The organism is Ferranicluibacter rubi (genome assembly GCF_011603255.1).
Taxonomy (GTDB): Bacteria; Pseudomonadota; Alphaproteobacteria; order Rhizobiales; family Rhizobiaceae; genus Ferranicluibacter; species Ferranicluibacter rubi.
The window spans coordinates 193,758-216,303 of the sequence record NZ_JAANCM010000007.1 but is presented as its reverse complement, the minus strand read 5'-3'; the positions used below and the strand labels follow the sequence as shown (position 1 = coordinate 216,303).

Annotated in this window: 19 protein-coding genes; 11 read left to right on the top strand and 8 right to left on the bottom strand. The window is 63.6% G+C overall.

Annotation, left to right across the window (positions count from 1 at the left end; translation table 11 throughout):
- Positions 1-4: 4 nt before the first annotated feature.
- From G8E10_RS15385 to G8E10_RS15375, 3 genes are all read right to left on the bottom strand, one after another.
- On the bottom strand, positions 5-691 hold the full coding sequence (locus G8E10_RS15385) for a GltB/FmdC/FwdC-like GXGXG domain-containing protein (protein ID WP_132714055.1): 687 nt from the start codon (positions 689-691) through the stop codon (positions 5-7).
- A gap of 69 nt (positions 692-760) precedes the next feature.
- Positions 761-1,663 carry a class II glutamine amidotransferase gene (locus tag G8E10_RS15380; RefSeq protein WP_167129952.1) on the bottom strand — a complete coding sequence of 301 codons (903 nt, stop codon included), beginning with the start codon at positions 1,661-1,663 and terminating at the stop codon, positions 761-763.
- A gap of 88 nt (positions 1,664-1,751) precedes the next feature.
- Positions 1,752-2,333: a helix-turn-helix domain-containing protein gene (locus G8E10_RS15375; protein WP_110802645.1), complete on the bottom strand. Its 582-nt coding sequence runs from the start codon at positions 2,331-2,333 to the stop codon at positions 1,752-1,754.
- A 573-nt stretch (positions 2,334-2,906) separates the two neighbouring features.
- Here G8E10_RS15375 and G8E10_RS15370 point away from each other — a divergent pair.
- The 7 genes from G8E10_RS15370 (at position 2,907) to G8E10_RS15340 (ending at position 12,351) form a co-directional block, all read left to right on the top strand.
- Positions 2,907-4,619: a trimethylamine N-oxide permease gene (locus G8E10_RS15370; protein WP_110802643.1), complete on the top strand. Its 1,713-nt coding sequence runs from the start codon at positions 2,907-2,909 to the stop codon at positions 4,617-4,619.
- A gap of 78 nt (positions 4,620-4,697) precedes the next feature.
- Entirely contained in the window at positions 4,698-5,300 is a 603-nt protein-coding gene (locus G8E10_RS15365; protein WP_110802642.1) for a dimethylamine monooxygenase subunit DmmA family protein, read from the top strand.
- Complete coding sequence (locus G8E10_RS15360; RefSeq protein ID WP_167129951.1) at positions 5,297-6,262, top strand: PDR/VanB family oxidoreductase; 966 nt, start codon at positions 5,297-5,299, stop codon at positions 6,260-6,262. Before G8E10_RS15365 ends, G8E10_RS15360 begins: the two co-directional genes overlap by 4 nt.
- Positions 6,263-6,275: 13 nt before the next feature.
- Positions 6,276-7,316 (top strand): heme-dependent oxidative N-demethylase family protein, encoded by a 1,041-nt coding sequence (locus tag G8E10_RS15355; RefSeq protein WP_132665298.1) that lies wholly within the window; start codon positions 6,276-6,278, stop codon positions 7,314-7,316.
- 55 nt (positions 7,317-7,371) lie between these two features.
- Positions 7,372-8,505 carry an aminomethyl transferase family protein gene (locus G8E10_RS15350; RefSeq protein WP_167129950.1) on the top strand — a complete coding sequence of 378 codons (1,134 nt, stop codon included), beginning with the start codon at positions 7,372-7,374 and terminating at the stop codon, positions 8,503-8,505.
- A gap of 67 nt (positions 8,506-8,572) precedes the next feature.
- Positions 8,573-9,928 carry an NAD(P)-binding domain-containing protein gene (locus tag G8E10_RS15345; RefSeq protein ID WP_167129949.1) on the top strand — a complete coding sequence of 452 codons (1,356 nt, stop codon included), beginning with the start codon at positions 8,573-8,575 and terminating at the stop codon, positions 9,926-9,928.
- 32 nt (positions 9,929-9,960) lie between these two features.
- Positions 9,961-12,351 carry a trimethylamine N-oxide demethylase gene (locus G8E10_RS15340; protein ID WP_281517601.1) on the top strand — a complete coding sequence of 797 codons (2,391 nt, stop codon included), beginning with the start codon at positions 9,961-9,963 and terminating at the stop codon, positions 12,349-12,351.
- Positions 12,352-12,392: 41 nt separating this feature from the next.
- Here the strand turns inward: G8E10_RS15340 and G8E10_RS15335 are convergent, their stop codons facing one another.
- The 5 genes from G8E10_RS15335 to G8E10_RS15315 all read right to left on the bottom strand — a co-directional run bounded on the left by G8E10_RS15335 (position 12,393) and on the right by G8E10_RS15315 (position 17,487).
- The gene (locus G8E10_RS15335) at positions 12,393-13,598 is read right to left on the bottom strand and encodes an SMP-30/gluconolactonase/LRE family protein (RefSeq protein WP_343289810.1); all 1,206 of its coding nucleotides are present in this window, start codon (positions 13,596-13,598) and stop codon (positions 12,393-12,395) included.
- Positions 13,599-13,688: 90 nt separating this feature from the next.
- The gene (locus G8E10_RS15330; protein WP_110802635.1) at positions 13,689-14,537 is read right to left on the bottom strand and encodes a glycosyltransferase family protein; all 849 of its coding nucleotides are present in this window, start codon (positions 14,535-14,537) and stop codon (positions 13,689-13,691) included.
- Positions 14,538-14,708: 171 nt separating this feature from the next.
- Complete coding sequence (locus G8E10_RS15325) at positions 14,709-15,287, bottom strand: hypothetical protein (RefSeq protein ID WP_167129948.1); 579 nt, start codon at positions 15,285-15,287, stop codon at positions 14,709-14,711.
- Positions 15,284-16,489, bottom strand: a complete 1,206-nt coding sequence (locus tag G8E10_RS15320; RefSeq protein WP_343289808.1) for a glycosyltransferase family 4 protein — start codon at positions 16,487-16,489, stop codon at positions 15,284-15,286. The genes G8E10_RS15325 and G8E10_RS15320 overlap by 4 nt, the downstream gene beginning before the upstream one ends.
- The gene (locus G8E10_RS15315) at positions 16,486-17,487 is read right to left on the bottom strand and encodes a glycosyltransferase family 4 protein (RefSeq protein WP_245420200.1); all 1,002 of its coding nucleotides are present in this window, start codon (positions 17,485-17,487) and stop codon (positions 16,486-16,488) included. The genes G8E10_RS15320 and G8E10_RS15315 overlap by 4 nt, the downstream gene beginning before the upstream one ends.
- A gap of 99 nt (positions 17,488-17,586) precedes the next feature.
- Here G8E10_RS15315 and G8E10_RS15310 point away from each other — a divergent pair, with 99 nt between their 5' ends.
- The 4 genes from G8E10_RS15310 to G8E10_RS15295 all read left to right on the top strand — a co-directional run bounded on the left by G8E10_RS15310 (position 17,587) and on the right by G8E10_RS15295 (position 22,340).
- The gene (locus G8E10_RS15310) at positions 17,587-19,653 is read left to right on the top strand and encodes an HAD-IIB family hydrolase (RefSeq protein ID WP_167129947.1); all 2,067 of its coding nucleotides are present in this window, start codon (positions 17,587-17,589) and stop codon (positions 19,651-19,653) included.
- Positions 19,654-19,718: 65 nt separating this feature from the next.
- Positions 19,719-20,525 (top strand): glycosyltransferase family 2 protein, encoded by an 807-nt coding sequence (locus G8E10_RS15305; protein ID WP_245420199.1) that lies wholly within the window; start codon positions 19,719-19,721, stop codon positions 20,523-20,525.
- A 14-nt stretch (positions 20,526-20,539) separates the two neighbouring features.
- Positions 20,540-21,673 carry a glycosyltransferase gene (locus G8E10_RS15300; RefSeq protein WP_167129946.1) on the top strand — a complete coding sequence of 378 codons (1,134 nt, stop codon included), beginning with the start codon at positions 20,540-20,542 and terminating at the stop codon, positions 21,671-21,673.
- Between the two features lie 4 nt (positions 21,674-21,677).
- Positions 21,678-22,340: a hypothetical protein gene (locus G8E10_RS15295; protein ID WP_167129945.1), complete on the top strand. Its 663-nt coding sequence runs from the start codon at positions 21,678-21,680 to the stop codon at positions 22,338-22,340.
- Positions 22,341-22,546: the final 206 nt, after the last annotated feature.

Genomic DNA, 22,546 nt, shown 5'->3' with positions numbered 1-22,546 from the left:
GCCTTCAATATGCGTCGGCATTGTCGATGTTGAATGTGTAGAGCGTGCGCGCCGAACCGTAGCGCCGGAACTCCTCCGGCTTCGCATCGGTCGCACCAGCGCGTTCGAGCAGCCCGCGCAAGGTCTCCAGATGCTCCGGCCGCATTGGCTTCTCGATGCAGTCGGTGCCGAGGCTTTTGACCGTGCCGCGCACGAACAGCTTCGCCTCGTAGAGACTGTCGCCGAGCGCATCGCCGGCATCGCCCAGCACGACGAGATGGCCGGACTGGCCCATGAAGGCCGACATATGACCGATATTGCCATGGACGACGATGTCGATGCCCTTCATGGAAATGCCGCAGCGCGAGGCCGCATTGCCCTTGATGACGAGGAGACCACCCTGCCCTGTGGCGCCCGCATACTGGCTGGCATCGCCCTCGATGACGACAGTGCCGGACATCATGTTTTCGGCGACACCCGGCCCTGCCGAACCATGGACGGTGACCATGCCCCCGTCGTTCATGCCGGCGCAATAATAGCCGACGGACCCCCGCACCTCGACGGTGACGGGCGCATCGATGCCGACGGCGACCGCGTGGGCACCGCGCGGATTGACGACGTCGAACGCCGTGTCGTTGGCGCCCTTGGACAGGGCGTGAAGAGCACTGTTGAGCTCGCGCAGCGGCGTGGAGGACAGGTCGAATGTCGGCATTGTGTTCCTCTATGACCGGGACGCCGGACGGAAAACCGGTTCCCACTTTTCCTGGCGTCCCTTCGGGTCTCAGGCGGCCTTCTCGTGATCCCAGAAATAGACGGTGGCGGGCTCCGGCTCCCACACGCGGGCGGTCTCGATGCCCGGCAGGTTGACCAGCGCCCGGTATTCGGAGCCGAAGGCGACGTACTGGTCGGTCTCGGCCATCACAGCCGGCTTGCAGGCGATGGGATCGCGCACCACGCCGAAGCCGGATTTCGTGCCGACAACGAAGGTGAAGAAGCCGTCGAGATCGTCAAGCGCGCCGGTCAGCGCCTCGCCCAGATCCTTGCCCTTGCCCATCTCGGCGGTGAGATAGGCGGCCGCCACCTCGCTGTCGTTCTGCGTCTCGAAGGTCATGCCCTCGCGGATCAGCGTGCGGCGCAGATTGTTGTGGTTGGAGAGCGAGCCGTTGTGGACGAGGCACTGGTCGGCGCCGGTCGAAAACGGATGCGCCCCGAGCGTCGTCACCGCCGATTCCGTTGCCATGCGCGTGTGACCGATACCGTGCGTGCCGCTCATCGCACGGACGTTGAACCGGTCGACCACGTCCTTCGGAAGTCCGGTTTCCTTGTAGATCTCGACGCTTTCGCCGGTCCCCATGATACGGATCTTCGGACGGGCCTCCGTCAAGAAGGTTCGGACGTCCGCAATGCCGGCCGTCGTTTCGACGACAGCATGCGTATCCTTGACCGTGACGCGGGCGGGAATGTTGCCGGCCACAAGCGCCTCGGAAAGGCCTGCAAAATCGACGTCCGGCTCCGCCGACTGCAGCGTCAGCTTCCATGTGCCGGCGGAGGGCGCGTTATAGATCGCAATGCCGGCGGAGTCCGGGCCCCTGTCGGTCATGGTGATGAGCATATCCGACAGCATGCGGCCAAGCTCCGGCCGCAGCGTCTCGTCTTTCAGAAACAATCCCACAATGCCGCACATGGCCACCATCCTGTTCTTTGATGGTCAAGGGCTAACATGCGCATCGGCAGATATCAATCTCCAGGAAACTTTTTTTCTTTTAAGGCAATCATTGCCCGTCACCACCATTGCGCTTGGTGGGGTAGGAAATGATGGACAGGTAGCGTGCGGGAAGTTTCGTCAGCACGCTCGGGCCATGCGGCGCGTCGGCGTCGAAGAACAGGCTGTCGCCCGCCTCCATGTCGAACGTCCGGTCGCCATGGCGATAGGTTACCGCGCCGTCCAGCATGTAAAGGAACTCCATGCCTTCGTGCTGGAAGGTCGGGAACACGTCGGACTCCGTCGTCAGCGTGATCAGGTAGGGCTCGACCGTGACCCCGCTCGAATTGTTGTCGATATGGCCGAGCAGGCTGTACTGATGGCCGGCCCGCGTGCCCCGCCGTTCGATATTGACGCCCTCCCCCGCCTTGACGAAGATGGCGTTGCGCGGCTCCTCGAAGCTGCGGAAGAACGCGGTCAGCGGTACGCCGAGCGCCTTCGACAGCGATTGCAGCGTGGTCAACGAGGGCGATATGTTGCCGTTCTCGATCTTAGACAGCATGCCGACCGAAAGCCCCGTCGCGCCCGCAAGATCCGATACGGTGATCCCCAGGCGCTTGCGATAAGCGCGCACCTCATGGCCGATCGCCATTTCGAGATTGTTTTCCTTCGGCTCACGAACCGCATGCGGGTCCTGGGCAAGTATCACAGGTTTGGCCGGTTCCGACACATCGTCTCCCGTTGTTTGAAGAGGGTGCCGGCCCGCAAGGCCGGTGCTGGAACAGGCTCTACGGCGACAGGGGCTTGGGTCCCGAAGACGGAACGGCTCACCATTATGAAGTGCAGCATGACCTGGGGCAATCTCTATTCGGCTTGGAAAGGGCTAGCGATTGATCAGCAGGCGCACTCAAAAACGATCTTTGCCTATAAAATTTGCAAGTCTAAAAATTAAGAAGAAAATTTGTTTCTCTTAAAGAAGAACCTTTGACAAAGCGGAAACCCGGCAGCATGATCCCTCCCAAGAACCCGACAGCCGGCCCGGAAAGACACCCGACGCCGCCATAACAGGGCAAGCGCGCAACGCGTACCGGATCGCCCGGCTCTCGGACGATTTCATGCAGCAGGGGGTCAGCCAGCAACAGGACCCGCTGAACATGCCAGCCGATCTCCATCGGCTTCAATAGCAGTCGGACTTACACAAAACAGAACGTGGCGGGGAACAGCTATGTCGACAACAGTCATAAGCTCCGAGCTTTCGGAGCCGGGAAAACTGCATCGTAGCATCAACTGGACAGGCGCCTTCTGGGTCGCAAGCGGCGTGCCGGCGCTCGTCCTCTTCTCGATCGGCGGCATCGCCGGGACGGTGGGTACGCTCGCCTTCGCGGTCTGGATCGTCTCCATGATCATGGGCTTCATCCAGTCCTTCACCTATGCCGAGATCGCCGGCCTCTTCCCCAACAAGTCGGGTGGAGCCTCCATCTATGGCGCCTCGGCCTGGGTGCGCTATGCCAAGCCCATCGCGCCGCTTTCGGTCTGGTGCAACTGGTTTGCGTGGTCGCCCGTTCTCTCGCTCGGCTGCTCCATCGCCGCCGCCTACATCCTCAACGCGCTTGCCCCGGTACCGGCCGTCGACAGCGCATCCGTCATCGACTGGATCGCCGCCAACGGCGCGACGCTGACGGTGCCCGACGCGGAAAAAGCGGCCGCCGCCATCTCCGCGCTGACGCCGTCCATCCGCACCTGGACGCTCTTCCAGACGACACTCGGCCCCGTTTCGCTTTCGCTCAACGCGGCGTTCTTCATCGGCGCCATCCTGATGCTCGTCACCTTCGCCGTGCAGCATCGCGGCATTCTCGGCACCGCCAAGGTGCAGAAATATATCGGCCTCGTCGTCATCATCCCCATGGTCATCGTCGGGGTCGTGCCGCTCGTCACCGGCGGCGTCAACTGGTCCAATTTCTCTCCGCTCGTGCCGCTCGCCACCCCTTATGCGCCAGAGCCCGGTGCCTGGAACGTGGCCGGCTGGACGCTCGTCCTCGGCGGCATGTTCATCGCGGCTTGGTCGACCTACGGGTTTGAGACCGCGGTCTGCTACACCAGCGAATTCCGCGATCCCGGCAAGGATACGTTCAAGGCCATCTTCTTCTCAGGCCTCCTCTGCCTCGCGCTCTTCAGCCTCGTTCCCTTCACCTTCCAGGGCGTCCTCGGGCTGAACGGCATGCTCGCCACACCAATCGTCGATGGCTCGGGCGTTGCCGCTGCCATGGCGCACATGGTGGGTGGCGGCGCACTGATCGAGAGCCTGCTGGTCATGCTGATGATCCTCGCCCTGATGCTCTGCCTCATGACGGCGATGGCTGGGTCCTCGCGCACGCTCTACCAGGGTTCCGTCGACGGCTGGCTGCCAAAATACCTCTCCCACGTCAACGAACACGGTGCGCCGACGCGGGCCATGTGGACGGACCTCATCGTCAACCTCGTCGTGCTGGCGATCGCCTGCGCCGATGCCACCAGCTTCTTCTTCATCCTCGCCGTGTCGAATTGCGGCTACATCATCTTCAACTTCCTCAACCTGAACGCGGGCTGGCTGCACCGGATCGACTCCGGCCACATCGCGCGGCCCTACCGGGCACCGACCGTCCTCCTTGCGCTCGGCGGCATCTTCGCCTTCCTCAATGCCGTCTTCATGGGAGCCGGCGCCAAGGTCTGGAATCCGATGGCGCTGTGGGCGGGCATCATCACCGCCGCGCTGATCATCCCTGTCTTCTTCTACCGGCACTACATCCAGGATCGCGGACAGTTCCCGGCGCAGATGCTGGAGGATCTCGGCGTGAAGCCCGGCGAGACCATGCACCGCAAGGCCGGCATGCTCCCCTACCTCACGCTTATCGCCGGGGTGGCCGTGGTGTTCCTGTCCAACTGGTTCTTCAGCGCCTGAGACCCGTGCAACATGGCAGACGGCGCCATCCGCGCCGTCTGCCAATGGATCGCCTGACATTATTTTCGAGACACGACCATGCAGCCTTCCCCCATCAAAAGCCGCCCGCTCTACGGCACGCTCATACCGGTTCGACAAGCGACGCGGCATATCGCCATTGCCGAAGGCGAAGGTGCGTCAGCCGTGACCGAAGCCTTTCGCCGGCACGACGCGCTGTCCCGCACGATCATCCTCTTTTCGCCCGCACCGCGCAGCACGGATTGCCGGCAGGAGACGCTTCTGGCGTCCCTCTCCTGCGAGGCCCTGCATGTCGCATCGGGGGTCGAGGACCTGCTGGCCGAACTCGTGACGACGCTCTCTGCCGCGACCATGGGAACGCGGCTCTATGTCAGCGGCAGCGAGGATTTCATCGGCCGCGTCACGAGCGAAGCCCTGCATCAGGGCATCGATGCGGACGCGATCCAGACCGAGCATCGCGGGGGCCCCACGCGGCGCGTCCAGTGCGTTCACTGCAAGGGCTTCACGGACGGCGTTTCGGCAAGCCCTGCCCCATGCGCCCATTGCGGTCTCCACCTCCTGGTGCGCGATCATTATTCCCGCCGCCTCGGCGCCTTCATGGGCGTTTGCATCGATGCCGAGGCCCCGGGCGAGATCCCGCCGGCAGAGGCGTTCGGCGCATGAGCGGCGGCGTACAGTTTCCCGTTCGAGTGATCGAGACCGAGGCGCTGTCGCCGACCGTCAAGCGGCTGCGGCTGGCCCGGCGCGACGGGCAGGCCCTGCCGCCCTATTCCGCGGGTGCCCACACGGTGCTGACGCTCGATGGCGGCGCGCGTCTCATCCGCAATGCCTATTCCCTCCTCGGCTCGACGCGTGCCGGCGGAGCCGCCTACGAGGTCGCGGTGCTGCGCAACCCGCAGTCGCGCGGCGGCTCGGCCTTCATCCACGATCACCTGAGCGTGGGGACAGACCTCAACCTGTCGGCGCCGATCAATCTCTTCCCCTTGAACCGCACGGCCCGCCGCCATATCCTGGTCGCAGGCGGTATCGGCATCACGCCCATCGCCGCCATGGCGAGCGAGCTTGCAGCTCTCGCCCTCCCTTTCGAGCTGCATTATGCCATGCGCGATATCGCAAGCGGCGCATTTGCCGCTGAGCTTGCGGCACAGCACGGCGACCGACTGCACCTCTATGTCAGCGAAAGGCAGGAGCGGCTTTCGGTTCGCGATATCCTCGCCCACCAGCCGCTCGGCACGCACCTCTATGTCTGCGGGCCGGAGCGCATGATCGAGGGCGTGATGGCCGATGCGCGGGTCGCCGGCTGGCCGGAGAGCGCGCTGCATGCCGAGCGTTTCCTCGCACCCGAAGGCGGCGAGCCCTTCGCGCTCCGCCTTGCACGCTCCGGCATTTCCACCGTCGTCGCCCAGCACGAGACCCTGCTGGAGGCCATCGAGGCTGCCGGTGTGGACGCGCCCTACCTTTGCCGCGGCGGCGCGTGCGGCCAGTGCGAGACGCGGGTGCTCGTCGCCGACGGCGAGCTGCTGCATGCCGACCACTATCTGACGGACAGTCAAAAATCCTGCGGCGAGAGCATCATGACCTGCGTCTCGCGGCTGCGCGGCCGCGAACTCGTGCTCGACCTGTGATCGGAGTGACACCATGACCCTTTCGTTCAATGCCGAGACCTTCCGCGACGACTACACCTTCGCCAACAGCCCGAAGGCGATCCGGGCGTTTCCCTTTCCCTTCGAGCGCGACGACTACACCTACACGGTCAATATCGAGCAGCACGTGCCGGGACCCGTCCAGTCCGCAACCGAGTTCCCGATCCACATCGACGAGCACTACGTGGCCGAGATGCACGACCGCGCGATCACCCTGTCGCAGGACCCGCTGCGCTGCCAGTCGCTGCCGCACATGATGACGGCGGAGTGGGACCTGCTGGAGCTTTTGATGACGTCGATGGCGACGCATTATCCAGACGACTTCACCCTGACCCGCGACGGAGACAACTGGCACTGGATCAACCGGCCGCTCGGGCTCGACCAGCATTTCACCTTCGGCGATGCCTCCACCCTGCCGCAGGGACCGATGGAATACGTCACCCGCCAGTGCCAGGGCGATTTCTGCCTGCTCGACCAGCGGGACGATAATCTGTGGATGGATGCGGGCATGGTGACGACGCAGGCCGACTGGTCGCTCGATTTCGACCTCGGCATGAACTTCATGGAGTGGCATGCACCCGTGCCGCTGGCCCATGATCTGGGCATCTTCGAACGCGCGCTCAAGTTTCTCCTCAACCTGCAGCAGGGCCGCCCCGTACGCCGGCTGAACTGGACGATGACGATCAATCCGCGCCTCGACACCAGCCCGGAGAACTACCACCGCTGGGGCATCGACAAGGCGAGCGTGACGCCGGAGAACGTCGGCGACAAGGTGCATCTGCGCGTCGAGCTGCAGGCCCTCTGGCGGCTTCCGCGTTCCAACGCCATCGTGTTTTCCATCCGCTGCTACCTCATCAAGATGGACGAGCTGGTGACGCAGAAAAAGTGGGCGCGGCGGTTCCACCGCGTACTGGCGAGCCTGCCGCAGCCGATTGCCGACTATAAGGGCTTGGCGCGCTTCCGCGACACGACCACCGCGTGGCTGTCGCGCCATGACGACGGGCTTGCGACATCTCCCGGCTTTGCGCCGGACTGAACCATCTAGCGCAAGACTGAGCGAACCCACCATCGACATATGACCGGAGGACGACATGACTGCATCCTGGAGATTTTCGACCCTGGCCGACCGGCACCGGGCGCTTGGCTCGGCGCTGGAAGACTGGAGCGGCATGGGTACCGCCTGGTCCTATGACGGCGATGCCAACCTCGAATATCTGGCGATCCGCACGAAAGCGGGCCTGATGGACGTTTCCGGCCTGAAGAAGGTCCACATCACCGGCGCGCATGCCGCCCATGTCATCGATCTCGCCACCACGCGCGATGTCGAGAAGATCTATCCCGGCAAGTCCGTCTATGCCTGCATGCTGAACGAAGCCGGCAAGTTCACCGACGACTGCATTATCTACCGGATCTCCGCCAACAGCTGGATGGTGGTGCACGGCTCGGGTACGGGGCACGAGGAACTGCAGAAGGCCGCCATCGGCCGCGACGTGTCCATCCGCTTCGACGACGACCTGCACGACCTGTCGCTGCAGGGGCCGCTCGCCGTCGATTACCTCGCACCGCACGTTCCCGGCATTCGCGATCTCCCGTATTTCCATCACCTCCAGACGCGCCTCTTCGGTTTGCCCGTGATGATTTCGCGCACCGGCTATACCGGCGAGCGCGGCTACGAGATCTTCTGCCGCGGGCAGGATGCGCCCGCGATCTGGGATCGGATTCTGGAGGAAGGTGCCGGGATGGGCATCATCCCTTGCCGCTTCACCACACTCGATATGCTGCGGGTGGAAAGCTACCTGCTGTTCTACCCCTTCGACAATTCGCAGAAATATCCCTTTGCCGACGAAGGTCCGGGCGACACGCTCTGGGAACTCGGCCTGGATTTTACCGTCAGCCCGGGCAAGACGGGCTTTCGCGGCGCAGAGGAGCATGCGCGCCTCAAGGGGCGGGAGCGCTTCCGCATCTTCGGCCTCCTGCTCGACGGCAACGTGCCCGCCGACGAAGGCGCGCCGGTTTTGCAGGACGGCCGGCAGGTGGGCGTTGCCACCTGCGGCATGGTTTCGCCGATCACCGGGGCATCCATGGCGATCGCCCGGCTTGCGGTGGATTGCGCCGTGCCTGGCACGAAGCTCGAAGTGATGAATGTCAGCGGTTCGATCGCCGCCGCCGCCCACGCCCTGCCGTTCGACGATCCGAAGAAGCTGAAGCGCACCGCCAAGGGCTGAGACAGACAGCCGCCGGCGCACCGCGAGCCCGCAAGCCGCCGGTTTCCCGTCATTATGGAGATAGAAAATGAAGAAACGCGTTGCCGTCATCGGTGCCGGCCCGAGCGGACTGGCTGTTCTCAGAGCCTTCGAGACGGCCAGGCGCGCAGGCGTCGACGTGCCGGAGGTGGTCTGCTTTGAGAAGCAGAGCAACTGGGGCGGCCTTTGGAACTACACCTGGCGCACCGGTCTCGACGAATTCGGCGAACCCGTCCACGGCTCCATGTATCGCTATCTCTGGTCGAACGGCCCGAAAGAGTGCCTGGAATTTGCCGATTACTCCTTCAAGGAACATTTCGGCCGGGTCATCCCCTCCTATCCGCCGCGCGCCGTGCTCCATCACTACATCGCCGGACGGGTCGAGAAGAGTGGCGTCCGCGCCTATATCCGGTTCCTGACGCCGGTGCGCAACGTCGTCTGGTCTGAGGTGACGCAAACCTTCTCGGTCACCGTCAAGGATTTGCAGAAGGACGAGCACTATACGGAAGAATTCGATGACGTCATCGTCGCCAACGGTCATTTCTCCGTGCCGAACATGCCCTCCTTCCCCGGCATCGAGGGCTTTCTCGGCCGGGTGATGCACGCGCACGACTTCCGCGCCGCCGACGAGTTCGCCGGCAAGAATGTGCTGCTCGTCGGCTCTTCCTATTCGGCCGAGGATATCGGCACCCAGTGCCATAAATACGGCGCGGCGTCCGTCACCTTCAGCTACCGCACGAAACCGATGGGTTTCGACTGGCCGGACACGTTCGAGGAGAAGCCGCTGATCGCGCGCTTCGTCGGCAAGACCGCCTATTTCATCGACGGCACGAGCAAGACCGTGGATGCCGTCGTGCTGTGCACCGGCTACCAGCATTCCTTCCCCTTCCTGCCGGACGATCTGCGCCTGAAGACCAACAACCGGCTCTACCCCCTCGGCCTCTACAAGGGCATCGTCTGGGAACAGAACCCGCATCTCTTCTACATCGGCATGCAGGACCAGTATTATACCTTCAACATGTTCGACGCGCAGGCCTGGTTTGCCCGCGACGTGATCCTCGGCCGGATCGCGCTTCCCGACGCGGCCGCGCGCGATGCCGACATCAGAGACTGGCGCGCCCGCGAGGAGGCGCTCACCAACCCGTTCGAGGCCATCGACTACCAGACGGATTACGTCCGCGACCTGCTGTCGGCAACCGACTATCCTGATTTCGATGTTGAGCGGGTCGCCGAACTCTTCAAGGAATGGGAGCACCACAAGGTCGAGGGCATCCTGACCTACCGCAACAAATCCTATCCGTCCGTGCTCACCGGCGACATGGCGCCGGTCCATCACACGCCGTGGATGGATGCACTCGACGACACGCTCGAAGCGTTTCTCGGCGTGCAGGACGCCGCGGAATAGAGCATGATCGCAAGGCGGACGAGGGAGAAGACATGACACGGATCTGGGCAAGCGACACGATGCAATCCGGCCCCCCCCTACCGGTGCTTCGTCCGACATCCGCCATCGTGCGCGGCGGCGAGGCGCGTCTCTTCGCACTTCGCGCGGGCGACCGGGTGACGCTGCGCAATCTGGAAGGCGCGCAGCCGGTCGAGATCCACGGCTTCGGCCCGCCAGGGAGCCTGCACGGGCTTCCCGCCACCCCGGCGCCCGCCACGTCCGCGTCCGCCTACGCGCTCCCACCCGCCGTCGCGCAGATCCTCGAGGCGGAACGGCGGGAGCCCCCGATATCGGCCACCCTCTTCGACGTGGAAACGCCCGCCGGGGCAGCCGTGACGCTGGAGGCCCGCGCCGACCTCCTCTGCCTCGTGGCAGTGCCCGGCCAACCCATGGCGCCCGACGCACAGGACACGCCGACCGATATCGTCGTCGATATCCTGCCGCTCGTGGAGCGCACCGGCGAGATCCCGCCACCGCTCGCCCCGCAGGTGGTGACGGACCTGCGCATCAGGGCGGCGACGGCCTCCGCCTTCCGGGTGAAAGCCGGACAGTATATCCAGATCATCGATGTCGACGGGCGCCAGTGCTCGGATTTCCTCGCCTTCGACTCAGGCGATCTGGCGGAAGGTGCCGAATTCGGCATCGACCCCACCACCACACGTACCTTGATGGGCTCGAGCTTTTCCGGCCCCGGCCTGCATTCCAAATATTTCGATGCGCGCATGCGGCCTTTGGTGGAGGTGGTGCAGGACACGGTCGGCCGGCACGACACGTTCCTGCTGGCCTGCACGGCCAAATACTATGAAGACATGGGCTATCCCGGCCATTCCAACTGCACGGAGAACTTCAACCAGGTCCTCGCCCCCTACGGCATTGCTGAACGCAAAGGCTGGCCGGCGATTAACTTCTTCTACAACACTTTCGTCGATGCGCAGGACAGGATCTCGATGGACGAGCCATGGTCGCGGCCGGGTGACTACGTCCTCTTGCGGGCGCTGACCGATCTCGTCTGCGCCACGTCCTCCTGCGCCGACGATATCGATCCGGCCAACGGCTGGATGCCGACCGATATCCATGTCCGCGTCTATGATGCCGACTGCCCGTTTGAAAAGGGAAGCGCTCACCGCATGACACCCGATGCCGAACCCCGCATGAGCCGCGAAACCGGTTTCCACCCGAGGACCTCCGCACTGACGCGCAAGTTCGAGGACTATCGCGGCTTCTGGCTGGCGAGTTGCTACAACGATGCCGGCCCGATTGCGGAGTACTGGGCGTGCCGCGAGCGCGCCGTCGTCATCGACCTTTCCGCGCTGCGCAAGTTCGAGATCACCGGTCCGGATGCCGAAGACCTGCTGCAGCTCGCCGTGCCACGCAATCTGAAGAAGCTGGCGGTCGGGCAAATCGTCTATACGCCGCTGACCTACGAGACGGGCGGCATGATCGACGACGGTACGATCTTCCGGCTAGGCCCGCACAATTTCCGCTGGGTTTGCGGCGACGAATTTTCCGGCGCCTGGCTGCGGGAACTGGCGGACAAGCATGGCCTGAAGGCCTTCGTACGCAATTCGAGCGATCAGCTGCACAACATCGCCGTGCAGGGACCCCGCTCGCGCGATATCCTCGCGCAGATAACCGTGACGCCGCCGCATCAGCCGACGCTTGCCGAGCTGAAATGGTTCCGCTTCACCATCGGCCGTATCGCCGACCGGCCGGTTCTCGTTTCCCGCACCGGTTACACCGGCGAACTCGGCTACGAGGTCTGGTGCCATCCGCAGGATGCCGTCATCGTCTGGGATGCCGTCATGAAAGCCGGCGCGCCGGAGGGACTGACGCCTATGGGTCTGGCCGCGCTCGACATGGTGCGCATCGAGGCAGGCCTCGTCTTTGCCGGCTATGATTTCTCCGACCAGACGGACCCGTTCGAGGCCGGGATCGGCTTCACCATTCCCAAGGACAAGCCGGACGCCTATGTGGGCGATGCCGCCATCGCACGACGTCGCGACCACCCCCATCGCCGCATGGTCGGCCTCGACATCGCCGGCAACGAGCCGATCGGCCATGGAGATTGCGTTCACGTCGGGAGGGCGCAGGTGGGTGTCGTCACCAGCGCCGTCAAATCCCCGATCCTCGGCCGAAGCATTGCGCTTGCGCGCCTCGATGTGGCCTTTGCCGAGATTGGAACGAAAGTGGAGATCGGCAAGCTCGACGGCCACCAGAAACGCATCCCCGCCACCATTGTCCCTTTCCCGCATTTCGACCCGCAGAAGACGCGCGTACGGACTGAAGCGCCCATCGTGATGCCTGGAATAGGCGTTGCTCGGGAAGAAAGCACCGCCTCGACGGTGGTGGACGACCCGCGGGGCTCCGTTAACAGGGGAGCGTAAGCCTCTCCCCTGTTAACACATCGCTGGGCTGGAAGCCTCGCTCACTCGGGCCGGAAGCGGAACAGGGTGAAGTCCTTGTTGGCCCAGCCGGACGGGTGGAACCAGGGTGAATCCTGAATGTGGGATGCGGTGACGTAAATGAAGCCGTCTGGGCCCTGCGAGAACGTGTCGGGCCAGCGCAGGCGACTATCGGTCAGGACGGTTTCGATCTTTCCGTCCTGCTTGAGCAGCTTCACAGCATCAGCGCCGACGGCGCTGAGATAGATGCTGTCGTCCTTGCCCGTCCACAGGCCATCGACCGGCTCGGTCGTTGCGAACTTCTCAGCCTTGCCTTTCGCCGCGTCAGGATTGGTGCCAGCCTGCTGGAGCAAGCTGGCGTCGATGCGGTACATCGTCTTTGCCGTGACGGCCTGCCAGTAGAGTGTCGCGCCATCGTTCGACAAAGCCAGGCCGTCGGCGTTGAACATGGGTTGTCTGCCATCCGGGCGTTTCAGCGGCTTTCCGTCCGTCATGACCACGGCGTCCTTTTCCATCTGTGTGGTCGCATCGTCGCTCAGCACCCTCCATGCCTTGCCAGCGTTCAAGTCCACGACCACGAGACCGCCGGGCACGCCGGAATCCGTGAGATAGGCGAACTTGCCGTCGGGCGAGAGGCGCACATCGTTCATGTAGCTCGCGGGGCCGGCGACGTCCGCTGCGAACGGGTAGACCTTCTTCACGCTGTTGGTCTTCAAGTCGATCTGCACGAGCTTCGGGCCGTCCTTTACCGTCTTCTCCGTGTTCGGTGCGGCGGGATCGACGACCCAGAGTGATCCCTTGCCGTCGGCCACAACGCTCTGCACGGAAACGAAGTGATCGCCGGGCGTGACCTCGCTCATTCGGGCGTTGCGCCACGCATTCCATTCGTCGTTCGGGTAAGGCTTGATCGTGCCGTCCCTCATCACTTCGGCGACGGAGACCGGCACATCCTCGCTCCAGCGAGGAAAATTGACGAAGATGCGGTTGTCTTCCGATACGGTCACGCCGGTGACCTGATGATCGAACTTGGCCACCTCTTCGAGGCGCTCGTCCGTCTTGCTCGTGATCGGCGCGATCAGCTTGCGCGTCTCACTTTTGATGGTCTCCACCGTCGAGGATTGCGCTAACGACGGGCCGGTGCTGGTAAGTGTCGCGGCAAAGGCGATTGCCAAGATGGTGGGCAGGGCGGTCTGCGCAGACAGGCCAAAGCGGGAAGAGGTCGATGTCACAATGAGGTCTCCGGTTTCAGCGCAACGAACTGCGGTACGGACTCTTTGTTCCTGACGCGGAGAAACTGACGCGAGCCCTCATCGTGCTGGTCACTCCGCCGAGAAGGCACGCTGGAGTGCCTGTTCCTCGAAAAGGCGTCCGCCACCGGGTTTCAGCCCCTCATAAGCTTTCGATCTCCGGGCGACATGCTCCGCAGTAAGGTGGTGCTGGATGGCGCCGGAAAGCGCAATGAAACTCTTCTGCCAGATCCGAACAGGGCGCTCGTGGACGATGCCCTCGTAGACGACCTCGCGCCGGTTGAGGCGATATTGCACATCCGGGTAGAGATCGGAAAGACGACCATTGACCAGATTTTGGCGCGGAAGGCCGATGGAGACGGCGCCTTGCCGGTCGGCGAGCGTGGCGAGCCGCGTCAGAGTTTCCCCAAGCTTCGGCGAAATGTCTTCGTCCGCATCCAACTGAAACATCCATGAGGTTCGGCAGAGGGCTTGCAGCGCATTTCGTTGGTTGGCGAAATGGCCGTTCAGCGGGTGTGAGAACACGCTGACGAAGCCGTCGTCGCCTTCCTGTCGGGGCTCGGATGTCTCTCCGGCGCGATCGATCAGAACGATGACCGCATCCGCCCAGGACCGGTAGAGCGCTGCCGTCTCCAGGACGGCATCCGCCTCCCGTTCGGTGCACATAATACCGACCGAAAAAGGTGTCGGTGCAAGCGCGCGCAGTGACACGAGATCAGCCTCCGCCGAGAGCGTGCCATGCGGATGACGGAGTTCGTGCGCCTGCATGGCATTTTCTGGCGTGGCGGCGAGGCCGAACCGGGTTGCGATCGTGCGCATCGTATAGATGTCGCAACCGAATGGATTACCGGGATGCTTCAACGTAGGCTTCCGGGCGCAGAGATCGCGAAAGAGCGTATCGTTTTGCGTGGGAGCGAGCATGATGGCGGGCTCATCCAGCAACAAGCCGCAGTGGGAGCAGGCATATGAAAATGCACGAACGACATTGCCGCTCTGCAAGGTGCGCGATGTCGGCTCGATGCCACGCGCTCGGCAAAGCGGACAGCGGGCTGTTATGGCGTCTGGCATGCGGTATTCCTGCCTGATCCTGCGTCAGCGCTTCGCCAAGGGGTGCAGGACGAGCCAGCCGGCCTTGTGAGCAGCCTCGAACCACGAGCGTTCGGCGCTCCAGGCATGCCCGTCCCAACCATCGAAGCCGAAGCCAAAGATGTCGAACGATGAGGATCTGGAGTCCTCGGCCTCCAGTGTCCTGAAACTGTAGAGAAAGCCGGAACTGAGAGCAGAGGTCGACAGGGCGCCATGTGCCAGCAGCGACGCGCGCGCCCTGCTCTCCGTCGCCGCATCGATCGATCCGATGTCCTTGCCGAGCGGGCCAAGATGCTCGCGAAGGCCTTCGGCATGGCACTCGTCTTCCGGTTTTTCCGACGGTGGAAAGACGAGCGTGACGCGCTCAGCATCCCGCACGGCCTTTCGCTGCGTAAATGCAGGATCGGCGAGCCATTCCGCCGGCTGTCCGCCCCGGCTGACCAGCACAAGTTCGGAGGTCTTTGTGCCGCTCGTAGACCCGAGCCCGGCCGTATTGTTGAACCTGACGACGCGATCGTAGCCGTCGAGATCGAGATCCGTGCCATCGAACTCCGGCGCGTTGCCGATGATTGCGGTCCGCTTCATAAAGCCCTCGCCGATCCGGTGTCACGATCGCCGGCAATCGCCTGCTTGTAAACCTCAAGCGTCTGGCGGCCGAGTGTGGCGCGCGTGAAGGTTCCCGCGGCCTCAAGCGCTTTCTCACGGAGGCGCGCGCGAAGAGCGGCGGACGCCAGCATTTCGCGCAGGCGTTCCGCAATGGCTCCGCCCTCCGTCGCCGAGGCCAGCACGCCTGCGCCGGTCTCGCCGATAAATTCCCGCGCGCTTGGGTCTTCGGTTGATGCGAGAATGGGGCGGCCAAAGGCGATCGCTTCCTGATAGACGAGGCCGAAACTTTCGTAGCGCGAAGGCGCTGAAACAATATGGGCGGCTTCGTAAAGATCGAATAGCACCGCGTCGGGCTGCCGCCCGAGCGCATGAATGCGCCGGCGTGCGCTGGCTGGCAATGTCTCCGGCAGGTCGCTTGCGGGCACACCCAGCAGATCCACCTGAAAATCCGGCACGAGGCCTGCATCGGCGTCTTCGGCGACGCGAGCAGTGGCATCCATGAATTCGTGAAAACCCTTCCGTGCTTCGGCCCTGCCGACGAAGAGAATGCGGAGCGGTTCCTCATGAGGCGGATACTCCGCCTCGCCTGCCCGCGTCAGCAGCGCTTGTGGCAAGGACAAGCCGATGGTCGCGTGCGGGCGGCGTGAGTCCAGACGGTAAAGCTCGGCGATCCGCCGCCCGTGATCGGATGTGTTTGATATCAGCGCCGCACTGCCGATCGCCTGCCGGCGCTCCAGCATATCCGCCACCCAGGCATCCAACCGGTTGCGGGGAGATAGCCGGCTTTCGCGCGACCAGGAGGCGGGCGTCGAGTTGCGCGTAACGAGCGGGAGATCCCGGCGCCCGGCCAGCAGCACGGCCGGCGCATACCAGTTGGTCGCCTCCACCACGTCGAACGGCGTCGTGGCATGCGCGGTGAGCACCGCATCGCGAAACCGCCGAGGTGCCGCGAGATGGCCGATGCCGGCATAGGTGCGCAGGCGCCCAAGCCGCGAACGCTCTGGGATAGCGCAGCCGATGATGCGTACGCCGTCGCTCATGCGCGCGTCGCTTCTGTCGCCGGAAAACACCGTGACCTCGCAGCCTTGCGCCAGAAGGCTCTCCGCGATTTCGCGGGTGGCGGTGGACAGTCCGCTTGGGGATGGTGGGTAATCCCAGGCGATCAGGGCCGTGCGCATCATCGCTGGAGCAACCTTCGATAGATCTCCAGATAGTCCTGCGCCATGCGCCGGGCGGTGAAACGCTGCTCGAAGCGTTCACGGATCGCGCGCCGATCAAGCCGGTCGATCTGCCCGATAGCCGCCACCGCCTCTTCTTCGCTGTCGACAATGAAGCCGGTCACGCCGTGCTCCACGACCTCGGGCACAGAGCCCCGGTTCCAGGCGATGACAGGCGTGCCGCAGGCCATCGCCTCGATCATCACGAGCCCGAACGGCTCCGGCCAGTCGATGGGAAAGAGCAGTGCGCTTGCGCCGCGAAGCAGGACGTTCTTGGCGACGTCATCGACGGGGCCAATATATTCGGCGGTCGGTGAAAGGCCGGGTCTGACATAGGTATCGAAGTAGAGCGGGTTGCCGACATCGACGGTTCCGGCCAGACGAATGGGCCGGCCTGCCGCTTGTGCCACCCGTATCGCGACATCCGGGCGCTTCTGATCGGTCATGCGACCGATGAAGGCGAGATAGGGCTCCGGCGTGTCGTTCGGTTTAAAGCGCGCGGGATCGACGCCATGCAGCACGATGCCCGCGCGATTGGATTTTGGCAGCGCCTGTTCCTGCGCGTGCGAGATGGCCGCAACGGGCAGATCCGGGAAGGCGGAGAAAAACAACTCACGGTCGAGTTCATCGACGCGCCAGTGGATGGTCGTCAGAGATGTCTTGCGTTTTTCACCCAGCGTCACGGCGTGGAAGAACTCGCCGTGGAAATGCACGATATCGAAGGTGGACAGCGCGCGGCGCACCTCTTCCATACGAACCGTTTCCAGCACGGACGGGATCGATGGCGGCACAGAATCATATTTTTTTTCAAGGAATTGCAGGCTCGGCAGCGCGCCGACCCGAGGCACGGGGCAGGTGCTGTCGGAGGGTGCAAACAGCGTCACCTCGCAGCCGAGCGCTTGCAACTCGACGGAGAGGTCGTGGATCACCCGCTCCGTCCCGCCATGGTTGAGCGGAGGCACGGGAAAAATACTTGGTGCAACCTGTGCAACTTTTAGCGGCTCACTCGGTTCACGGTCGTGGTTCGGCATTTAAGGTCCTGACTGCACGGGAGATCATGTATGTTCGTTCTTCACGTCGCACTTCAAGGGTGCCTCCGCGGAAACAATGTCGAATATGGACTGACGACGGATACAGGTGGACACATCCGCTATCTGCTGGATCTGGTCGAAGCTTGCAGTAGCACCGGCCAAGCCGAGCGCATCGTCATCGCCACGCGCGCCTTCGAAGGGTTTGGAAAAGATTACATCAAGCCGGTCGAGAGCGTCGATGGTACGACCAGCATCATCCGCTTTCCCACGACGCATCCAGGTTACCTCGCAAAAGAGGACCTGCACACGGAAATCGACAGCTTTGCCGCTGGCCTGATCGCGCACATCTTAGCGGGCAGCACCAGGCCGGACATCCTTCATGCTCATTACGCCGATGCGGCCGTGGTGGCGGCACGCGTCGAGGATGCGCTCGGCATTCCCTTCGTCTTTACCGGCCACTCGCTCGGTAAGGTCAAGCAGAAGGCCCTGCCCTCCTGCCTGTCCGATCGTGGCTTTGTCGAGCGGATCGCGGCGGAAGAGCTGGCGCTGGCCAGAGCCTCCCTCGTCATCGCATCCTCCCGCGACGAGGCGGAGTTGCAATACAAGGCCTACGATACCTATGACCCCGGCAAGATCCGCGTGCTGCCGCCGGGCAGCGACCTCAAGGCGTTTCGTGGCGCGGCGTCCTCCCCCGTGGTCGAACGGGAGATGGCCCGGTTTCTGGTCGAGCCGGAGAAGCCCGTCATCCTCGCCATCGCGCGGCCCGTCGCCAAGAAGAACCTTGCGGGCCTGATCGAGGCCTACGGCAAGTCGAAACCCTTGCAGGCCGCGGCCAATCTCGTGATCGTCGCGGGCTCGCGCGACGATATCGATGCGCTCGAGGCGGATATGGCAGCAAACCTCCGCGAGCTCCTGCGCCTCATCGATCGCTACGATCTCTACGGCAAAGTTGCCTATCCCAAGAGCCATCGTGGCGAGGACATCCCCGCCTATTACGCCTATGCCCGGGATCGGCGCGGCGTCTTCGTCAACCCCGCCTTCAACGAACCCTTCGGCTTGACGCTGCTGGAGGCAGCCGCCGTCGGCCTGCCGCTGGTCGCGACCGACAGCGGCGGCCCGAACGACATCATCGAGACCTGCGGCAATGGCCTGCTGGTCGATCCGCGCGACGCCAGTGGCATTGCCGATGCCCTGCTGCAGATCTTTCGCAGCGCAGAGATGTGGGACCGCTTCTCCGCCTCCGGCGACAGGGCCGTGAAGACCTACGACTGGGAACGGCACGTCACCCGCTATCACGGACTTGTGCGCGATCTCGTGCGCCCGCCGGAAATGCCCGTCCAGCGGGCTATCCAGCTTCTGATCAGCGACATCGACAACACGCTTGTCGGCTCCGTTCCGCATCTCCACGCCTTCGGTAACTGGCGTCGCATGCAGGAGAACCTCGCCTTCGGCGTCGCGACAGGCCGCTCCTTTCACAGCGCCATGGCGGTTCTCGAACAGCAGGACGTACCCCGCCCCGAGGTGATGATCACCTCCGTCGGGTCGGAGATTTACACTCTGTCGGAGAACGGCGTTTCCTATGAGCAGGACGAGGGCTGGCTGAAGGCGATTGCCGGCAATTGGCAGCGCTCGGCGGTCGAGCGGGTGCTACGCGGCGTATCCGGCCTGACGCCGCAGGCGCCGCTCGAGCAGCGCGACTTCAAGCTCAGCTATTTCAGCGACGGCACCCATGCGACCGTCGAGCGCGTTCGATCAGCACTTCAAAATGCGGGCGTGCTCGCCTCCGTCATCCACAGCCACAAGCGCTATCTGGATATTCTGCCGATCAGGGCGTCCAAAGGCACGGCGGTCGATCATGTGCGCCGCCGCTACGGCCTGGCGGAAAATGCCGTTTTCGTCGCGGGCGACAGCGGCAACGATATCGAGATGTTGCAGGCCATCCCGCAGTCGATCATCGTCGCCAACTACTCCGACAATCTCGGCAAGCTTCCGGCGCTGAAGCATTCCTACATCGCCTCAAACACCCACGCCGCCGGCATTATCGAAGGGGTTCTCCACTTCCGCAACAAGGCCAAGGCTGCAGGTCTGCCAGTATGATGGCAGAGGTCCCCGCAAGTGTCCTGACGATCGTCCGCGGCCGGGCGGATCATCTGAGGGCGCTGATGACGGGGCTGTCGCAACAGAGCAGGCCGCCGTGCGAACTCGTGATCGCGTGGATGCAACCCGAAGCGGCCGACGCATTACCAGCCATGTCGTGCCCTGTCCGTCATGTCTTCGTCGGTGGTGACGACATGCCGCTGGCTGCTGCCCGCAACCGTGCGGCAGAGGCGGCGTCGGGCGAGCACCTCGTCTTTCTCGATGTCGATTGCATCCCCTCGCCAACGACAGTCTCGTCCTACGCCCAGGCGCTCGCGCAGCACGATGGCGTCATGCTCGGTGACGTCCATTACTTGCCGGGCGGTCTGCCTATCTTCACGGGGGATTTCGCGGCGCTCGAAGAGCACGGCGTCGCCCACCCCTCCAAGCCTGCATTTCCTGACATCGGTGTTATGGAAGAGCCGGATTCCGGACAGCTCTGGGGCTTATCCTTTGCATTGCGCAAGGCGACGTGGCTTTCCATAGGCGGCATGGACGAATGCTTTTATGGCTATGGTGGTGAAGAGACGGACCTCGCGCGCAGAGCGGCGCGGGCCGGCCTACCGACCTACCGCGTCGGCGGCGCGCGTGCCTACCACCAGCATCACGCCGTCCATATTCCACCGCTCCAGCACTTCGACCATATCCTGCGCAATGCCCGCCTCTACCACGCCAAGCACGGCGTCTGGTGCATGGACTACTGGCTTGGGCAGTTCGCGGAGCGGGAGCTGATCGCATGGACGAGCGAAGCGGATGACATTCGTCTGCTTCGCCGCCCGGACGTCCAAGAAACCGATGCCGCACGACAACCCGACCACGTTCTCTTTTCCTGATGGGACCAAAATCCATGAAAAAACCGATCTCTTTCTTCGTCCATCATCAGGGCCGTGGCCATGCCAATCGGACAATGGCGATGGCCGAGCATTTCAGCAAGGATCGCCCCGTTTCCGTGCTCACCGCAGGACCAGAACATTTCGCCAAGGCCGATCCGCGCATCGAGGTTATCACCCTGCCGAACATGATCGGCGAGACCGTGCCGACGCCGCGTCTTTTCGCCGAGCCCACGCCGTCCGTCATGCATTGCGTACCGCTCGGTCTGCCCTCCATGCGCCGCACGATGCGCACCATCGTCGACCATCTCGATGATCGCGACGTCGGGCTGTTCGTGGTCGATGTCTCCGCCGAGATCGGCATGCTTGGCCGCATCGTCAGCACACCGACGGTGCAGATCCGCATGCATGGCGACCGCAGTGATATCGGCCATATCGGCTCCTACGAAGCTTGTGTCGGTATGATCGCGCCGTTCGATGCACGCCTGGAGCAGGACGATTATCCGCAGGCTCTCCGCGCCAAGACCATCTACACCGGCGGGCTCTGCACGACGCGGGACGCGGTCCCGACACGGCAGGCAGCGCGCGCAAAGCTCGGCCTTGCCGAGGACCGCAAGGTTATTCTGGTGCTGACGGGCGGCGGCGGGAGCGGAACGCCGCTTGCCCCTCTGACCATTGCTGCGCGCGCCGTGCCGGATGCTCTCTGGCTGGTCGCCGGACCCGTCCACCGCGAAGGCCATGAGACCGATTTCGCCAACCTGCAGGAACTTGGCTGGGTTGAGAACGTCACCGACCATATCGCCGCTGCCGACGTCGTCGTCGCCTCGGCCGGCGACAACACCGTTCACGAGATCGCCCGTGCAGGCTCCAAGTTTGTCATTATGCCGGAATGGCGCTATTTCGCCGAACAGCATCGCAAGGCCGAAGCGCTCGTTGCTCTCGGCGCCGCCGTCACCGCACCCGCCTGGCCGGGCGATTATCGCGGCTGGCAGCAGCTCCTCGATGCGGCCGACGCGATTGACCAGGAAATCCTGCGCTCCCTGCACGATCCGGATGCCGCACGAAAGGCTGCAAACTGGCTGGAAACGCTGTGCGACGACCTTTGGCGGGGTGCCGTCGTCAACGAGGCGCCGCAGTTGAAGGTGGTGTAACCGCATGGTCACGCTCACGACCGTTCTGAAAAGCGGCGGACGCTACGACGCGTCCTGGGTCGAGCGTCTGAACGGCGGCGCGCGCCGGTCGATTCCCGGTCTCGATCGTGTAGTCTGCCTCACGGATCTCGATCTCGACGTCGCGGGCGTCGATGTCGTGCCTCTACTTCACGGCTGGCCGGCATGGTGGTCGAAATTCGAGGCGTTCCGCCCCGATCTCGCCGACGGTCTCACGATCCTGTGCGATCTCGATACGGTCTTCACCGGAGATGCCGGCGCTCTCATCGACGACAGCACGGCGGCGATGGAGGACTATTTCCTGAAAGGTCGCCTATCGACCGCCCTTATGCGCTGGCGCGGTCGCGAACTCGACCATCTCTACGAGACGTTCAAGGGCGATCCGAAACGCTGGATGCAGCCGGGCTCGTGCGGCACGGTGCCCAATTCCGTCCACGGCGACCAGGTCGTGGTCGATCACCTGCTACGACGCGACGGTCGACTGCCGACCTTTATCCAGAACCTTCACCCCGATCTGCTCGACTTCTACGATCCGGCCCATGCGAACCAGGGTCCCATCATCATCTTCATCGGCGAGTCCAAGCCGGATACCGCCATTCAGGCCGTTCAGGATGCGTGGTGCGGGACGCGACAGATGCAAATCACCTGAGTTGCCGGTCCCCTGTCGCAAAAAAAAGCCGCCAACCCGAGGGTGGCAGCTTGCGTCATATCGCCCTGAACGAAAAGCGGTTATGCGACGATCCCGGGAGAGCGATGCTCTCCCCGACATCATCAGCCCTTGTAGCCGTGATTGTTGAGGATGCGGCGCGTCTCGTGCGAGCGAGTGAGGACGATCGCGTCCCAGATCTTCTGGCC

What these genes read in the sequence shown, in the direction of transcription:
- G8E10_RS15385 (WP_132714055.1), bottom strand. Translation starts at nt 691, where the DNA reads ATGCCGACATTCGACCTGTCCTCCACGCCGCTGCGCGAGCTCAACAGT.
- G8E10_RS15380 (WP_167129952.1), bottom strand. Translation starts at nt 1,663, where the DNA reads ATGTGCGGCATTGTGGGATTGTTTCTGAAAGACGAGACGCTGCGGCCG.
- G8E10_RS15375 (WP_110802645.1), bottom strand. Translation starts at nt 2,333, where the DNA reads ATGGCGATCGGCCATGAGGTGCGCGCTTATCGCAAGCGCCTGGGGATC.
- G8E10_RS15370 (WP_110802643.1), top strand. Translation starts at nt 2,907, where the DNA reads ATGTCGACAACAGTCATAAGCTCCGAGCTTTCGGAGCCGGGAAAACTG.
- G8E10_RS15365 (WP_110802642.1), top strand. Translation starts at nt 4,698, where the DNA reads ATGCAGCCTTCCCCCATCAAAAGCCGCCCGCTCTACGGCACGCTCATA.
- G8E10_RS15360 (WP_167129951.1), top strand. Translation starts at nt 5,297, where the DNA reads ATGAGCGGCGGCGTACAGTTTCCCGTTCGAGTGATCGAGACCGAGGCG.
- G8E10_RS15355 (WP_132665298.1), top strand. Translation starts at nt 6,276, where the DNA reads ATGACCCTTTCGTTCAATGCCGAGACCTTCCGCGACGACTACACCTTC.
- G8E10_RS15350 (WP_167129950.1), top strand. Translation starts at nt 7,372, where the DNA reads ATGACTGCATCCTGGAGATTTTCGACCCTGGCCGACCGGCACCGGGCG.
- G8E10_RS15345 (WP_167129949.1), top strand. Translation starts at nt 8,573, where the DNA reads ATGAAGAAACGCGTTGCCGTCATCGGTGCCGGCCCGAGCGGACTGGCT.
- G8E10_RS15340 (WP_281517601.1), top strand. Translation starts at nt 9,961, where the DNA reads ATGACACGGATCTGGGCAAGCGACACGATGCAATCCGGCCCCCCCCTA.
- G8E10_RS15330 (WP_110802635.1), bottom strand. Translation starts at nt 14,537, where the DNA reads ATGCTCGCTCCCACGCAAAACGATACGCTCTTTCGCGATCTCTGCGCC.
- G8E10_RS15325 (WP_167129948.1), bottom strand. Translation starts at nt 15,287, where the DNA reads ATGAAGCGGACCGCAATCATCGGCAACGCGCCGGAGTTCGATGGCACG.
- G8E10_RS15320 (WP_343289808.1), bottom strand. Translation starts at nt 16,489, where the DNA reads ATGATGCGCACGGCCCTGATCGCCTGGGATTACCCACCATCCCCAAGC.
- G8E10_RS15310 (WP_167129947.1), top strand. Translation starts at nt 17,587, where the DNA reads ATGTTCGTTCTTCACGTCGCACTTCAAGGGTGCCTCCGCGGAAACAAT.
- G8E10_RS15305 (WP_245420199.1), top strand. Translation starts at nt 19,719, where the DNA reads ATGACGGGGCTGTCGCAACAGAGCAGGCCGCCGTGCGAACTCGTGATC.
- G8E10_RS15300 (WP_167129946.1), top strand. Translation starts at nt 20,540, where the DNA reads ATGAAAAAACCGATCTCTTTCTTCGTCCATCATCAGGGCCGTGGCCAT.
- G8E10_RS15295 (WP_167129945.1), top strand. Translation starts at nt 21,678, where the DNA reads ATGGTCACGCTCACGACCGTTCTGAAAAGCGGCGGACGCTACGACGCG.